This is a genomic window from Jannaschia sp. R86511 (genome assembly GCF_042466345.1).
GTDB lineage: Bacteria > Actinomycetota > Actinomycetes > Actinomycetales > JBBAYJ01 > Aquipuribacter.
Map to the genome: position 1 here is coordinate 3,567,795 of NZ_JAXHCD010000001.1, position 14,915 is coordinate 3,582,709.

Below are 14,915 nucleotides of genomic sequence, written 5' to 3' on the forward strand. Positions count from 1 at the left end.
AGCCACCGCGGGGCAGCACGAGGCGTGGCACGGCTCGACCCGGTGGGGTGGTCAGGACACGCTGACGACGGGGGCGCCGGAGGGCTCCGCGTCGGCGTCCAGGCCCATCTCCTCGGCAATCCGCATGGCCTCCTCGATCAGGGTCTCGACGATCTGCGACTCCGGCACGGTCTTGACGACCTCGCCCTTGACGAAGATCTGCCCCTTGCCGTTGCCGGACGCGACACCCAGGTCGGCCTCGCGGGCCTCGCCGGGGCCGTTGACGACGCAGCCCATCACGGCCACGCGCAGCGGCACGGTGAGGCCCTCGAGACCGGCGGTGACCTGCTCGGCCAGGGTGTAGACGTCGACCTGGGCCCGCCCGCAGGACGGGCAGGACACGATCTCCAGCTTGCGGGGGCGCAGGTTGAGCGACTGGAGGATCTGGTTGCCGACCTTGACCTCCTCCACCGGCGGCGCGGACAGCGAGACGCGGATGGTGTCGCCGATGCCCTTGCTCAGCAGCGCGCCGAAGGCGGTGGCGGACTTGATCGTGCCCTGGAACGCCGGGCCGGCCTCGGTGACGCCCAGGTGCAGCGGCCAGTCGCCCCGCTCGGACAGCAGCTCGTAGGCCCGCACCATGACGACCGGGTCGTTGTGCTTGACGCTGATCTTGAAGTCGTGGAAGTCGTGCTCCTCGAACAGCGACGCCTCCCAGACCGCGGACTCCACCAGCGCCTCGGGGGTGGCCTTGCCGTACTTCTCCATCAGGCGCGGGTCGAGCGAGCCGGCGTTGACGCCGATCCGGATGGAGACGCCGGCGTCCTTGGCGGCCGCGGCGATCTGCTTGACCTGGTCGTCGAACTTGCGGATGTTGCCCGGGTTGACCCGGACCGCCGCGCAGCCCGCGTCGATGGCCGCGTAGACGTACTTGGGCTGGAAGTGGATGTCGGCGATCACGGGGATCTGCGACTTCTTGGCGATGACCGGCAACGCCTCGGCGTCGTCCTGCGACGGGCATGCCACGCGCACGATGTCGCAGCCGCTCGCGGTGAGCTCGGCGATCTGCTGCAGCGTGGCGTTGATGTCCGTGGTCGGCGTGGTGGTCATCGACTGCACGCTGACCGGCGCGTCCCCTCCGACCAGGACGTCGCCGACCTTGATCTGCCGCGTCTTCCGACGGGGGGCGAGGACGGGGGGCGGGGCTTCCGGCATTCCGAGGCTGACTGCGGTCACCCGTCCAGTATCACGCGTACCGGCCGCTCGTGCGGACCGGGGCTCAGCCGGTCAGCCGGACCGGGTTGACCAGGTCGGCGTAGATGAGCACGACCGACAGCCCGAGCAGCAGGATGGCTACCCCATAAGCCACCGGCAGCGCCTTGGCCACGTCGACCGGTCCGGGGTCGGGCAGGGACCGCGCGCGGGCCCACGCCTTCTTGACGCCCTCCCACAGCGCACCGGCGACGTGGCCGCCGTCAAGCGGCAGCAGCGGGATCAGGTTGAACACGAACAGCGCGACGTTCAGCCCGGCCAGGATCTGCAGGATCGTAGCCACCCGCTCGGGCAGGCCGAAGGTGTCGCTGGGCGCCTCCAGGGACGCGACCTCGCCCGCGAGGCGCCCGACCCCCACGACGCTGACCGGCCCCTCGGGGTCCCGCTCCCCCGCGCCGAAGGCCGCGTCCGCCACGCCGACCATGTACTGGGGCAGCCGGATGAGGACCTTGGCGGTGCCGACGACGGCGTCGCCGACCAGCCCCGGCACCACCGTCACCGGCTGCCGGACCAGGTCCTGGGTCGGTCCGACGCCGAGGAAACCGCCCTCGGTCGTGACGTAGCCGCCGTCGTCGTCCAGGACCGGCTCGCCGGCCTCGTCGAGGGCGATGATGGACGTCTCGCTGGGCGTCGCGGTGAGCGACAGCTGCTCGTCACCGCGCTGGACGACGAACACCGTCGACTCGCCCCCGCTGGCGCGGATCTGCTCACGGACGTCCTGCCAGGTGGGGGTCGCCACGCCGTCGACGCTCAGCACTACGTCACCGGGGACGATGCCGGCGGCCGCGGCCGGGGCGGCGGGGTCGTCCGCGGAGCACTCGGCGTCCACCGGGGCGTCGACGGGCAGGATGCACTGCGAGACGGTGCCGACGGTCGTGGTGGCCTGCACGGCGCCGAAGCCCACGGCGACCACCGCCAGCAGGACGGTGGCCAGGACCAGGTTCATGACCGGGCCGCCCATCATCACGACGAGCTTCTGCCAGACCTTGAGGCTGTAGAAGGTGCGGTTCTCGTCGCCGGGGCGCAGCTCTTCCAGCGACTCCGCGCGGGCGGACTCCACCAGCGAGGCGACCGGGTTGCTGGAGCCGGAGCTGACCATGCCGTCGGGGGTGTCGCGCCGCGGCGGGAACATGCCGATCATGCGGATGTAGCCACCGAGCGGGATGGCCTTGACGCCGTACTCGGTCTCGCCGCGCACGCGCGACCACACGGTCGGCCCGAAGCCCACCATGTACTGGGTGACCCGGACCCCGAACTTCTTGGCCGGCACCATGTGACCGACCTCGTGCAGGGCGATGGAGACCGCGATCCCCACCACCACCGCGAGCACACCCAGCAGGTACGCCACGTCGTCCTCCGTCCCGCGGTCCGCCTAGCGGCGGGCCAGAGCCTCCAGTGTCGCAGCCGCACGGGCCCTCGCCCACGCGTCGGCCGCCATGACGTCGGCGACGTCACGGGGTGCGGTCAGGCCCTCGTCGTGGGCCTGCTCCAGCACATCGGCCACCGTGTCGACGATCTGGAGGAAGCGGAGGTTCCCGTCGAGGAACGCGGCGACGCACACCTCGTTGGCCGCGTTGAGCACCGCGGGCATCACCCCGCCCGCCTCACCGGCCCGCCGGGCGAGGCCCAGGGCCGGGAACGTCACCTCGTCGACCGGCTCGAAGGTCCACGAGGTGGCCTGCGTCCAGTCGCAGCCCGGGGCGGCGTCGGCCACCCGGTCCGGCCAGGTCAGGCCCAGGGCGATGGGCAGGCGCATGTCCGGCGGGCTGGCCTGCAGCAGCGTCGAGCCGTCGTGGAACTCGACCATGGAGTGCACGACGGACTGCGGGTGGACGACGACGTCGATCCGCTCGAAGCCGATCCCGAACAGCAGGTGGGCCTCGATGACCTCCAGGCCCTTGTTGACCAGCGTCGCGGAGTTGGTCGTCACCAGCGGGCCCATCGACCAGGTCGGGTGGTCCAGCGCCTGCTCCGGTCCGACGTCGGCCAGCGAGGCCCGGTCGCGGCCGCGGAACGGCCCGCCCGAGGCGGTCAGCACCAGCCGCCGGACCTCCGCGGCCCGCCCGCCGCGCAGGCACTGCGCCAGCGCCGAGTGCTCGGAGTCCACCGGCACCACCTGGTCCGGCCCGGCCACGGCGGTGACCAGCGGGCCGCCGATGATGAGCGACTCCTTGTTGGCCAGCGCCAGCACGTGCCCGGCCTGCAGCGCCGCCATGGTCGGGCGCAGCCCCACCGCCCCGGCCAGGCCGTTCAGGACGACGTCCGTGTCGGCCCCGGCCAGCTCGGTGGCCGCGTCGGGCCCGGCCAGCACCTCCACGTCGCGGCCGGCCGCCCGCAGCGCCCCCCGCACCTGCTCGGCGACCTCGGTGTCGGCCACGGCCACGACGGGGACGTCGTGGTCCATCACCTGGCGTACCAGCAGGCCGGCGTCACCGCCGCGGGCCGCCAGCCCCGACACCCGCAGGTCGTCGGGGTTGCGCCGGACCACGTCCAGGGCCTGGGTGCCGATCGAGCCGGTGGAGCCGAGCAGGGTGACACGTCGCATCCGGCGATCCTGCCAGCCCGGTGCTGCGGCCGGCCCGACGCTCCGGGCGACCCGGCGCTCCGGGCGGCCCGGCGGCGACGTCGACGCCGGCCCCGGGGCCACCGGGGGTCAGAGGGTCAGAGCTGGATGCCGACGTACTTGGTGTCGAGGTACTCCTCGATGCCCTCCGCGCCGCCCTCGCGGCCGAAGCCGCTGGCCTTGACGCCGCCGAACGGGGCCGCCGGGTCCGACACCACGCCCCGGTTGAGCGCGACCATGCCGCTGGCCAGCTGCTCCGCAGTCCGCAGCGCCCGACCCACGTCCTGGGTGAACACGTACGACACCAGCCCGTACTCGGTGGCGTTGGCCAGCGAGACCGCCTCGGCGTCGTCGTCGAAGGTCATGACGGGCGCGACGGGTCCGAACACCTCCTCGTGGCGCAGCCGCGCCCCGGCGTGCACCTGGGTCAGCACGGTCGGGGCGTAGAAGGCCCCCGGCCCGGGCAGCGGCTCGCCCCCGGTCAGCACCCGGGCGCCGCCGGCCACCGCGTCGGCCACCAGGGCGTGCACGCCGTCGCGGGCCCCGGGCGTGATGAGCGGGCCGACCTCGACCTGCGGGTCCGTGCCGCGGCCGACCGGCATGGCCGCCAGCCGCTCGGCCAGCCGCCGGCCGAACTCCTCGGCCAGCGAGGTGTGCACCAGGAACCGGTTGGCCGACGTGCACGCCTCGCCGATGTTGCGCATCTTGGCCAGCACGGCCCCGTCGACGGCGGCGTCCAGGTCAGCGTCGGCGAAGACCAGGAACGGCGCGTTGCCGCCGAGCTCCATCGACACCCGCTGCAGGTTGTCCGCGGCCTGGGCCACGAGGCGCCGGCCCACGGCGGTCGAGCCCGTGAACGTGAGCTTGCGCAGCCGGGCGTCGGCCAGCAGCGGCTCCACCAGCGCCCCGGCGCGCGAGGTCGGCAGCACGGCGAGCACCCCCGGGGGCAGACCGGCCTCCTGGAGCAGCCCGGCCAGCGCCAGGGCCGTCAGCGGGGTCTCGGCCGCAGGCTTGAGCAGCATCGTGCAGCCGGCGGCCAGGGCCGGCCCGATCTTGCGGGTGGCCATGGCCAGCGGGAAGTTCCACGGCGTGATGGCCAGGCACGGGCCGACCGGCTGCTTCATGGTCAGCAGCCGGCTGCCGCCGGCGGGGGCGGTGGACCAGCGGCCGTAGGCGCGCACGGCCTCCTCGGAGAACCAGCGCAGGAACTCGGCGCCGTAGGCGACCTCGGCGCGCGACTCGGCCAGCGGCTTGCCCATCTCCAGGGTCATGAGCAGCGCGAGGTCGTCGGCGCGGGCCGTGGTCAGCTCGAAGGCGCGGCGCAGCAGCTCGGCCCGCTCGCGCGGGGCGGTCGCGGCCCAGCCGGCCTGCGCGTCCAGGGCGGCGTCCAGCGCGTCCAGGGCGTCGGCGGGCGAGGCGTCGGCGACCTGGGCGAGCACCTGGCCCGTGGCCGGGTCGCTCACGTCCAGCAGGGCCCCGCCGTCGGCCTCGCGCCAGGCACCGCCGACGAGCAGCCCGGTCGGGACCTGCTCGAGAACGGCGCGCTCCCGCGCGGCGTCCACGGGGTCCGGGCGGGCGGGGCTGGTGGTCACGCCCGGACGCTAGCGCGGGCGGGCGTGGGAGGCTACGGGGGTGTCGATGGACCCGCGGTCGCTGCCGGAGGAGGCCCTGGCGTTCCTGGCCGAGCGGCACCTCGCCACGCTGTCGGGCCTGCGGGCCGACGGCAGCATCCACACCGTGCCCGTGGGGTTCACCTGGGACGACGGCGCGGGCCTGGCCCGGGTCATCACGAGCGCAGGCACCCAGAAGGCCGCCAACGCGGCCCGGGGGTCGCGGCTGTCGCTGTGCCAGGTGGACTCCTGGCGCTGGCTCACCCTGGAGGGCACCGGCCGCGTGGTGACCGAGCCCGACGCCGTGGCCGACGCCGTGGCCCGCTACACCGCCCGGTACCGCCCGCCGCGGGAGAACCCGCGCCGGGTCGTGCTGGAGGTGCGTGTCGACCGCGTGCTGGGACTCGTCCGGCGTCCGGGCTGATCCGGGCTGAGCGGCGCCGGGCAGGCCCGGACGCGACCGACTACGAGCCGCGCCGCCGCATCACGTCGACGACCCGGTCGAGGTAGGCGTCCACGGGCGCCTCGCGGTAGCCGCGCACGCCGCGGCCGACCCGGAACACCGAGGTCCGGACGTCGTCGACGCTCAGGCCACGGCCGAGCACCAGGTGCTCACGGACCTGGCGGCACAGCTCGTCGACGTCCCGGATGCGGTAGCCGAGACCCAGGAACCGGCCGCGGGGGAAGCGGGCCCCGTCGGCCCGGTCCAGCCGGGCCAGGACGGCGTCCTCGGCCTCGCGCCAGCTGGCCGGCCCGGCCCGCTCCTCGCGTGACACGAACGCGTCCTCGATCCGGTCCAGGGCGCTGTCCACGGCGGGCACCTGGTAGCCGTTGCGACGCATGTTGAAGCCGACGGTCCGCACGTGCCAGGACGTGATGCCGCCGGGCGGGCCACCGCCGTCCCAGACCTGCTTGGCGCGGTCCAGGAAGACCTCGACCTGACGCCGGTCGTAGCCCTTGCGGAACCGGCCGGTGCGCTGGAACAGGTCGGCGCTCACGCGTCGCTCGCCTCCGGGGGCTCGTCGGTGGCCGGGGCCGCCGGGGTCGGCGGGGGGGCGTCCGAGGGCAGCACGACGGGACGCTCCTGCCCCTGACGGGGCTGCACCAGGTCCTGGGCCGCCAGCTGCCCGCAGGCGCCGTCGATGTCGCGCCCGCGGGTGTCCCGCACCGTGGTGGGGATGCCGGCGTCGCGCAGGGTGCGGACGAACTCGTGCTCCACCTGCGGGTCCGAGGCGGTCCAGATCGAGCCCGGGGTCGGGTTGAGCGGGATCGGGTTGACGTGCACCCAGCCCTTGCCGCGCCGGTTGAGCTCCTGCGCGAGCAGCCTCGCCCGCCAGGCCTGGTCGTTCATGTCGCGGATCAGGGCGTACTCGATGCTGACCCGGCGCCCGGTCGCCTCGAAGTAGGCCCGCGCGGCGTCGAGCAGGTCCTTGACGTTGTGCCGGGTGTTGATCGGCACCAGGGAGTCCCGCAGCTCGTCGTCCGGGGTGTGCAGGCTCACCGCGAGGGTCACGGGCAGCCGCTCGTCGATCAGCTTCTCGATCGCGGTGACCAGGCCGACCGTCGACACGGTGATGTTGCGGGCGGAGATGCCGAGGCCGTCCGGGGTGGGGTCGGTCATCCGTCGCAGGGCCCCGATGACGGCGTTGTAGTTGGCGAGCGGCTCGCCCATGCCCATGAACACCACGTTGGTGACGCGACCGCCGGCGGCGCGGCTGGCGCGGACCACCTGGTCGACGATCTCCGCCGTGGACAGGTTGCGAGTGAGCCCCTGCTGGCCGGTGGCGCAGAACGGGCAGGCCATGCCGCAGCCGGCCTGGCTCGACAGGCACAGCGTCGTGCGGTCGGAGTAGCGCATGAGCACGCTCTCGACCAGCGAGCCGTCGAACAGCCGCCACAGGTTCTTGACGGTGTTGCCGTGGTCGCCCTCCAGCGTGCGGACTCCCTCGAGCAGCTGCGGCAGCACCGACGCGACCACCGCGTCGCGCTCGGCGGCGGGCAGGTCGGTCATGTCGGCGGCGTCGGCGGTGAACCGGGTGAAGTAGTGCCGGGACAGCTGGGCGGCCCGGAACCGGGGCAGACCCGCGCCGGTGACGGCCTCGACCCGCTCGGCGACCGTCAGGTCGGCGAGGTGCTGGGGAGGCTTGCCGCGGCGCGGCGGGGCGAGGACGAGCGGCAGGGGCACGGCCTCAGTGTGCCAACGATCCCGCCGGTACAGGAACATCCCCGGTCCCACCCGGGCCGGAGGTCCCTTGTGCCGTCCCTTTCGTCGCGGTTCGATCGCCGCATGCCTGAGCAGACGGACACCCGCACGGCGAGCGAGCCCTACCTGCCCGACGACGAGCTGGCCGGCCTGCAGGCGTGGTGGCGGGCGGCGAACTACCTGTCCGTGGGGCAGATCTACCTGATGGGCAACCCGCTGCTGCGCGAGCCGCTGACGCCGGAGCACACCAAGCCGCGCCTCCTCGGGCACTGGGGCACCACGCCGGGGCTGACCTTCGTGCACGCCCACCTGAACCGCGTGATCCTGGCCCGCGACCTGCAGGTGCTGAACGTGACGGGGCCCGGTCACGGCGGGCCCGGGCTGGTCGCGGCGGCCTGGTTGGACGGCACCTACAGCGAGGTCTACCCCGACGTCTCCTACGACGAGGCCGGCATGCGGCGGCTGTTCACCCAGTTCAGCTTCCCGGGCGGCATCCCCAGCCACGTCGCCCCGGAGACCCCCGGTTCCATCCACGAGGGCGGCGAGCTGGGCTACGCCCTGTCCCACGCGTTCGGCGCCGCGTTCGACAACCCCGACCTGGTCGTGGCGGCCGTGGTGGGCGACGGCGAGGCCGAGACCGGGCCGCTGGCCGCGAGCTGGCACTCGACCAAGTTCCTCGACCCGGTGGGCGACGGGGCCGTGCTGCCCGTCCTGCACCTCAACGGGTACAAGATCGCCAACCCCACGGTGCTGGCCCGCATCCCCGAGGCCGAGCTGCGCGACCTGCTGTCCGGCTGCGGCTGGGAGCCGGTGTTCGTCACCGGTCACGACCCCGAGCAGATGCACCACGACTTCGCCCGGGCCCTGGACGGCTGCCTGGACGAGATCGGCCGGATCCAGCGCGAGGCACGCGAGCACGGCCGGGGCGAGCGGCCGCGCTGGCCGATGATCGTGCTGCGCAGCCCCAAGGGCTGGACCGGACCGGCCCAGGTGGACGGTCTGCCCGTCGAGGGGAGCTGGCGCAGCCACCAGGTGCCGTTCGCGGACGCCCGCACCGACCCCGCGCACCGCGAGGTGCTCGAGACCTGGCTGCGCTCCTACCGGCCCGAGGAGCTGTTCGACGCCGACGGGGTGCCCGTGGAGCTGGTGCGGCGGCTGTCCCCGGTCGGTGAGCGGCGGATGAGCGCGACGCCGCACGCCAACGGCGGCCTGCTCCGGCACGCGCTGCGGCTGCCGGACTGGCGCGAGCACGGCATCGACGTGGGCCCGCCCGGCACGACCAGCGCGGGCGCCACCGGGGTGCTGGGGAGGTTCCTGCGCGACGTGATGGTGCTGGACGAGCCGCGCCGCTCGTTCCGGGTCTTCGCCCCGGACGAGAACAACTCCAACCGCCTCCAGGCGCTGCTGGAGGTCACCGGCCGGGCCTGGCAGGGCGAGACCCTGGACACCGACGTCGGTCTGGCCCCGGACGGGCGGGTGATGGAGATCCTGTCCGAGCACACCTGCCAGGGCTGGCTGGAGGGGTACCTGCTGACCGGTCGGCACGGGTTCTTCAGCTGCTACGAGGCGTTCGTCCACATCGTGGACTCGATGGTCAACCAGCACGCCAAGTGGCTCAAGACCACGCGCGGCATCGAGTGGCGCCGGCCGGTGTCGAGCCTCAACTACCTGCTGACCAGCCACGTCTGGCGCCAGGACCACAACGGCTTCAGCCACCAGGACCCGGGCTTCATCGACCACGTGGTCAACAAGAGCGCCGACGTCATCCGGGTGTACCTGCCGCCGGACGCCAACACCCTGCTGAGCGTGGCCGACCACTGCCTGCGCAGCGTGGACTACGTCAACGTGATCGTGGCCGGCAAGCAGTCCGCCCCGCAGTACCTGTCGGTCGCCGACGCCGACGTCCACTGCACCAAGGGCATCGGCATCTGGGACTGGGCCAGCACCGACGACGGCGAGGAGCCGGACGTGGTGATGGCCTGCGCCGGGGACGTGCCGACCATGGAGGCGCTGGCCGCGGTGCAGCTGCTGCGCGGGTTCTTCCCCGACCTGCGGGTGCGCTTCGTCAACGTCGTCGACCTGATGCGGCTGCAGTCGGCGGGCGAGCACCCGCACGGGTTGTCCGACGCCGCGTTCGACAGCCTGTTCACCACCGACAAGCCGGTGCTGTTCAACTACCACGGCTACCCGTGGCTCATCCACCGGCTGACGTACCGGCGCACCAACCACGCCAACATCCACGTGCGCGGCTACGTCGAGGAGGGCACCACGACGACGCCGTTCGACATGTGCGTGATGAACCGCATCGACCGCTTCCACCTGGCCATCGACGTCATCGACCGGGTGCCGCGCCTGGGCAGCACCGGGGCCCACGCCCGTGAGGCGCTGCGGGCCAGGCTGATCGAGCACACCCGGTACACCCGCACCCACGGCGAGGACCTGCCCGAGATCCGCGACTGGGTCTGGCCGGGCTGAGGGGTCAGCCCACGCGGTCTCCCCCGGGGCGGTCCCCCGGGGCCGTCCCCGAAGGACGGCCGATCAGGACGTCGCGGGGACCAGGACCGTGAGCAGCAGGTAGGCCACGGGGGCCGCGGGCAGGAGCGAGTCCAGCCGGTCCATGATGCCGCCGTGGCCGGGCAGCAGGCTGCCCATGTCCTTGATGCCGAGGTCGCGCTTGAGCAGCGACTCCGACAGGTCGCCGACCGTCGCGGTCAGCACGATCGCCAGGCCCAGGGCGGCGCCGGCCCACCAGGGGCCGTCCAGGGCGAGGGTGACGCCCGCGACCCCCAGCACGACGGCGAACACCGCGGAGCCGGCCAGGCCCTCCCAGGACTTCTTCGGGCTGACGGACGGGGCGAGCGGGTGCTTGCCCCACACCACGCCGAACGCGTAGCCGCCGATGTCGCTGCCGATGGCGACCATGAGGAACGCCAGCACCCGGTACGGCCCGTCGGGCTCGGCCAGCATCAGCAGCGAGAACGCGGCCAGGAACGGCACGTAGGCGGCGGTGAAGATGCCCGCCGTGACGTCCCGGACGGGGTTGGGGCCGTCCAGCACCCGCCACAGCAGCACCGCGAAGGCCGTCAGGGCGAAGGAGACCAGCAGCGCCTCGACGCCGGCGGCGAAGGCCGACACGAGCATGCCCACCGAGCCGACCACGACCGGCAGCACCGGGATCCGGATCCGTCGGGCGCGGAACGCGTTGGCCAGCTCCCACACCGCCAGCACGATCGCGGCGGCCGCCAGGACGACGAACGCCTCCTTGCGCACGAACAGGCACACCGCCACCAGCGCGCCCAGCCCGACGCCCACGGCCACCGCGGCGGGCAGGTTGCGCCCGGCCCGGCGGTCCCGCAGCCGGCGTCCGGTCCGGGTGGCCGCGGCGGGCTCGGGGGCGGGGTCCGGGACGACGGCCACCCGGCCGGGCGCCGCGGCCAGCACCGGGGGCAGGGCCGGGGGCGGGACGGGAGCCGCTGCGGGTCCCGTCGGCGCCGGGTCGGCCGGGCTGGTCATCGGCTCAGACCTCCAGCAGCTCGACTTCCTTGCCGCGCAGGAGCTCGTCGATCTCGTCGACGTGCTTGCGCGTGAGGACCTCGAGCTCCTTCTCCGCCCGGCTGCCCTCGTCCTCGCCGACCTCGCCGTCCTTGACGAGCCGGTCGAGCTCCTCCTTGGCCTTGCGCCGGATGTTGCGCACCGAGATGCGCGAGTCCTCCGCCTTGGCCCGGGCGAGCTTGATGTAGTCCTTGCGGCGCTCCTCCGTCAGCTGCGGCAGGTTCAACCGGATGACGTTGCCGTCGTTGTTCGGGTTGACGCCCAGGTCGCTGTCGCGCAGCGCCCGCTCGATCGCCGCCATGGAGCTCTTGTCGTACGGCGCGACGATGACGGTGCGGGCCTCCGGGATCTGGAAGGACGCCAGCTGCTGCAGCGGGGTGAACGCGCCGTAGTACTCGACCATGACCTTGTTGAACATCCCGGGGTTGGCCCGGCCGGTGCGGATGCCGGCGAAGTCGTCCTTGACGACCTCGATGGCCTTGGCCATCTTCTCCTCGGCCTCGAAGAGTGCCTCGTCGATCACGTCGTCTCCTCCTGCTGCAGCGTCTGTCCCGGTCGCCCGCGTCGCCCCGTCCGGCCGGTCAGCCGGTGACGAGCGTGCCGATCCTCTCACCGACGAGGGCGCGCGTGACGTCTCCCTCGCCCTCCATGCCGAACACGACCATGGGCAGCCGGTTGTCCATGAGCAGGCTGAACGCGGTGGCGTCCACGACCTTGAGGCCCTGGCGCAGGGCGTCGTCGTAGGTGAGCCGGTCGAGCTTGGTGGCGGTCGGGTCCTTGTGCGGGTCGGCGGTGTAGACGCCGTCGACCCCGTTCTTGCCCATCAGGACCACGTCGGCCTTGACCTCCAGCGCCCGCTGGGCGGCGACGGTGTCGGTCGAGAAGTAGGGCAGCCCGGCGCCGGCGCCGAAGATGACGACGCGGCCCTTCTCCAGGTGCCGGATGGCCTTGCGGGGGATGTACGGCTCGGCGACCTGGCCCATGGTGATGGCGGTCTGCACCCGGGTGTCCCGGCCGGCCTGCTCGAGGAAGTCCTGCAGGGCCAGGCAGTTCATCACCGTGCCGAGCATGCCCATGTAGTCCGCGCGGGCCCGCTCCATGCCCCGCTGGGACAGCTCGGCGCCGCGGAAGAAGTTGCCGCCGCCCACGACGATGGCGATCTGGACGCCCAGGTCGGCCGCGGCGGCGATCTCCCGGGCGGCGCGCGCGACGACGTCGGGGTCGACGCCCACGCTGCCACCGCCGAAGGCCTCGCCGGACAGCTTCAGCAGCACCCGGCGCCCTCGGGGGTCCGAGAGCGCCGGGACTGCCGCGGAGGACGTCTCGAGCTCCTCCGTCACCACGTGATCAGCTGCCGACGCGGAAGCGGGCGAACGCCGTGGCGGTGAGCCCGGCCTCGTCGAGGACCTTGGCGATGGTCTTCTTGTTGTCCTTGCTGAAGGCCTGCTCGAGGAGGACGTTCTCCTTGAGGTAGCCCTTGACGCGACCCTCGACGATCTTGGGCAGCGCCTGCTCGGGCTTGTTCTCGTTGACGGCCGTCTCGTGGGCGATGCGACGCTCGGCCTCGAGGGTCTCCGCGGGCACCTCCTCGGCGCTCAGCACGCTGGGCGACATGGCCGCGATGTGCAGGGCGACGTCGCGGGCGGTGCCGGTGTCCTCGCCCTCGACCGCGAGCAGCACACCGATCTGCGGGGGCAGGTCGGGGCTGGTGCGGTGCAGGTAGGAGGTCACGTGGGCGCCGGTGAGGCGGGCGACCCGACGCACCTCGATCTTCTCGCCGAGGGTGGCGTTGCCCTCGTCCAGCAGCTGCTGGACGGTGCTGCCGTCACCGGTGTCGGCCGCGCGCAGCGCGTCGGCGTCGGCGGCGCCGGAGGCCACCGCGACCTGGAGGACCGTGTCGGCCAGCTCCTTGAAGCGCTCGCCCTTGGCGACGAAGTCGGTCTCGCAGTTGACCTCGACGAGCACACCGGTGCCACCGTCGACGTGGGCGGCGACGAGGCCGTTGCTGGCGCTGCGCCCCTCGCGCTTGGTGACGCCCTTGAGACCCTTGACGCGCAGGATCTCGACGGCCTTGCCGGTGTCGCCCTCGGCCTCGTCGAGGGCCTTCTTGACGTCCATCATCCCGGCGCCGGTCCGCTCGCGCAGGGCCTTGATGTCAGCAGCTGTGTAGCTGGGCACGGACAACTCCTCCGAAGTGGGTGAGGGCCTCGTGGGCCCTGGTCTTTCGTGCGTTGTGGTGCGACGTGCTCAGGCGGGTGCCCGCCCGCACCCGCCGGGCCCGTGGGGGCCCGGCGGGTGGGTGGTGCGGCGCCTCAGGCGCTGGGCGTGGTCTCCGGCTCGGTCGCCTCGGCGGCCGGGGCCTCGGTCGCCTCGGTGGCCTCGGTCGCCTCGGCGGCCGGAGCCGTCTCGGCGGCCGGAGCCGTCTCGGCCGGAGCCTCCGTGGCAGCCGCGTCGGCGGCGTCAGCGGCCTCCGTCGTGGCCTCGGCGGCCGGGGCCGTCGCGGCGGTCTCGATGGTGGCCGTGTCGACCGGAGCCTCGACCGGGGCGGGGGCGTCACCGGTGGCGGCGGGCGCCTCGGTGGCGGCCGGCGCCTCGGTGGCGGCCGGGGTCGAGGCCTCGCTGGTGGCGAGCAGCTCGCGCTCCCACTCGGCCAGGGGCTCCTCGGCCGTCGTGGTGTCGCCGCCGCCGGAGCGGGCGACGAGGCCCTCGGCCACGGCGTCCGCGATCACGCGGGTCAGCAGGGCGACGGAGCGGATCGCGTCGTCGTTGCCCGGGATCTTGTAGTCGACCTCGTCGGGGTCGCAGTTGGTGTCGAGGATCGCGATCACCGGGATGCCGAGCTTCTTGGCCTCGCTGACGGCGAGGTGCTCCTTCTTGGTGTCGACGATCCAGACGGCGCTGGGGACCTTGGTCATGTCGCGCAGGCCGCCGAGCGTCTTCTCCAGCTTGTCCTTCTCGCGACGGAGGACCAGGAGCTCCTTCTTGGTCATCCCGGAGCCGGCGACGTCGTCGAAGTCGACGGTCTCCAGCTCGCGCATGCGCTGGACGCGCTTGGAGACGGTCTGGAAGTTGGTCAGCATGCCGCCGAGCCAGCGCTGGTTGACCCAGGGCATGCCCACGCGCGCGGCCTGCAGGGCCACGGGCTCCTGCGCCTGCTTCTTGGTGCCGACGAACATGATGCTGCCGCCGTGCGCGACCGTCTGCTTGACGTAGTCGTAGGCGACGTTGATGAACTCCAGCGACTGCTGGAGGTCGATGATGTAGATCCCGTTGCGCTCGGTGAAGATGAAGCGCTTCATCTTGGGGTTCCAACGACGGGTCTGGTGCCCGAAGTGGACGCCGCTCTCGAGGAGCTGGCGCATCGTGACGACGGCCATGCCGACGCACTCCTTCCGACGCCTCTCAGGCGCCCTGTCCGGTTCTGCAGCGACGCCGGTTGACGCCGCTTCCTGGCGCCCTGGGCGGTCCTCCCCGCTCCACCGCGGACGGTGGGGCGGGACCGGGGACCTCCCCCGCCTGGGCGGAGAAGGGCGCGCGAACTAGCCGGGCGGACCCGGCTGTCGGGCCATCGTACGGCCCGGGGCACGGGCCTCCAAACCACGTCGCTGCGGTCGACCGGTCGCCCACCAGGGCCGACGGGGTCGGTGAGGACACGGCGCGTGTCCACAACCGCGAGAGGGACCGCCCTGTCCACAACCGGGGACCGGCCCTCTGCGGCCGCTCCCCCGGCCCCGGA

Annotated in this window: 12 protein-coding genes and 1 pseudogene; 2 read left to right on the top strand and 11 right to left on the bottom strand. The window is 73.3% G+C overall.

Going from position 1 to position 14,915, the window contains the following annotated elements; all coding sequences use genetic code 11:
• Positions 1-51: 51 nt before the first annotated feature.
• From ispG to SJY06_RS16665, 4 genes are all read right to left on the bottom strand, one after another.
• Positions 52-1,215: a flavodoxin-dependent (E)-4-hydroxy-3-methylbut-2-enyl-diphosphate synthase gene (gene ispG / locus SJY06_RS16650; RefSeq protein WP_380168649.1), complete on the bottom strand. Its 1,164-nt coding sequence runs from the start codon at positions 1,213-1,215 to the stop codon at positions 52-54.
• A 43-nt stretch (positions 1,216-1,258) separates the two neighbouring features.
• Positions 1,259-2,599 (bottom strand): M50 family metallopeptidase, encoded by a 1,341-nt coding sequence (locus SJY06_RS16655; protein ID WP_380168650.1) that lies wholly within the window; start codon positions 2,597-2,599, stop codon positions 1,259-1,261.
• A gap of 24 nt (positions 2,600-2,623) precedes the next feature.
• The gene (dxr, locus tag SJY06_RS16660; protein ID WP_380168651.1) at positions 2,624-3,796 is read right to left on the bottom strand and encodes a 1-deoxy-D-xylulose-5-phosphate reductoisomerase; all 1,173 of its coding nucleotides are present in this window, start codon (positions 3,794-3,796) and stop codon (positions 2,624-2,626) included.
• Positions 3,797-3,912: 116 nt separating this feature from the next.
• A complete protein-coding gene (locus tag SJY06_RS16665) occupies positions 3,913-5,406 on the bottom strand; it encodes an NAD-dependent succinate-semialdehyde dehydrogenase (RefSeq protein WP_380168652.1) in 1,494 nt (497 codons plus the stop codon).
• A 46-nt stretch (positions 5,407-5,452) separates the two neighbouring features.
• Between SJY06_RS16665 and SJY06_RS16670 the strand changes: the two genes are divergently transcribed.
• Positions 5,453-5,848, top strand: coding sequence for a pyridoxamine 5'-phosphate oxidase family protein (locus SJY06_RS16670; RefSeq protein WP_380169726.1), 396 nt, complete (start codon positions 5,453-5,455; stop codon positions 5,846-5,848).
• Positions 5,849-5,888: 40 nt separating this feature from the next.
• Here the strand turns inward: SJY06_RS16670 and SJY06_RS16675 are convergent, their stop codons facing one another.
• Positions 5,889-6,422, bottom strand: a complete 534-nt coding sequence (locus tag SJY06_RS16675) for a DivIVA domain-containing protein (RefSeq protein WP_380168653.1) — start codon at positions 6,420-6,422, stop codon at positions 5,889-5,891.
• Entirely contained in the window at positions 6,419-7,648 is a 1,230-nt protein-coding gene (gene rlmN / locus SJY06_RS16680; RefSeq protein ID WP_380168654.1) for a 23S rRNA (adenine(2503)-C(2))-methyltransferase RlmN, read from the bottom strand. Before rlmN ends, SJY06_RS16675 begins: the two co-directional genes overlap by 4 nt.
• 63 nt (positions 7,649-7,711) lie before the next feature.
• On the opposite strand from rlmN, the gene SJY06_RS16685 reads away from it, so the two are divergent.
• Positions 7,712-10,102: a phosphoketolase gene (locus SJY06_RS16685; protein ID WP_380168655.1), complete on the top strand. Its 2,391-nt coding sequence runs from the start codon at positions 7,712-7,714 to the stop codon at positions 10,100-10,102.
• Positions 10,103-10,165: 63 nt separating this feature from the next.
• Here SJY06_RS16685 and SJY06_RS16690 read toward each other — a convergent pair whose 3' ends face one another.
• The 5 genes and pseudogenes from SJY06_RS16690 to rpsB all read right to left on the bottom strand — a co-directional run.
• Positions 10,166-11,140: a phosphatidate cytidylyltransferase gene (locus SJY06_RS16690; protein ID WP_380168656.1), complete on the bottom strand. Its 975-nt coding sequence runs from the start codon at positions 11,138-11,140 to the stop codon at positions 10,166-10,168.
• A gap of 4 nt (positions 11,141-11,144) precedes the next feature.
• Positions 11,145-11,702, bottom strand: coding sequence for a ribosome recycling factor (gene frr, locus SJY06_RS16695; RefSeq protein ID WP_380168657.1), 558 nt, complete (start codon positions 11,700-11,702; stop codon positions 11,145-11,147).
• A gap of 58 nt (positions 11,703-11,760) precedes the next feature.
• Positions 11,761-12,453 (bottom strand): UMP kinase, encoded by a 693-nt coding sequence (pyrH, locus tag SJY06_RS16700; protein ID WP_380168658.1) that lies wholly within the window; start codon positions 12,451-12,453, stop codon positions 11,761-11,763.
• 73 nt (positions 12,454-12,526) lie between these two features.
• Entirely contained in the window at positions 12,527-13,357 is an 831-nt protein-coding gene (gene tsf / locus SJY06_RS16705; protein ID WP_380168659.1) for a translation elongation factor Ts, read from the bottom strand.
• A 392-nt stretch (positions 13,358-13,749) separates the two neighbouring features.
• A pseudogene (gene rpsB, locus SJY06_RS16710) lies at positions 13,750-14,556 on the bottom strand (30S ribosomal protein S2); the annotation flags it as partial.
• Positions 14,557-14,915: the final 359 nt, after the last annotated feature.

Excerpts from the sequence above, each read along its gene's own strand:
- SJY06_RS16690 (WP_380168656.1), bottom strand. The coding sequence starts at position 11,140 with ATGACCAGCCCGGCCGACCCGGCGCCGACGGGACCCGCAGCGGCTCCC.
- rlmN (WP_380168654.1), bottom strand. The coding sequence starts at position 7,648 with ATGTTCCTGTACCGGCGGGATCGTTGGCACACTGAGGCCGTGCCCCTG.
- SJY06_RS16685 (WP_380168655.1), top strand. The coding sequence starts at position 7,712 with ATGCCTGAGCAGACGGACACCCGCACGGCGAGCGAGCCCTACCTGCCC.
- SJY06_RS16670 (WP_380169726.1), top strand. The coding sequence starts at position 5,453 with ATGGACCCGCGGTCGCTGCCGGAGGAGGCCCTGGCGTTCCTGGCCGAG.
- dxr (WP_380168651.1), bottom strand. The coding sequence starts at position 3,796 with ATGCGACGTGTCACCCTGCTCGGCTCCACCGGCTCGATCGGCACCCAG.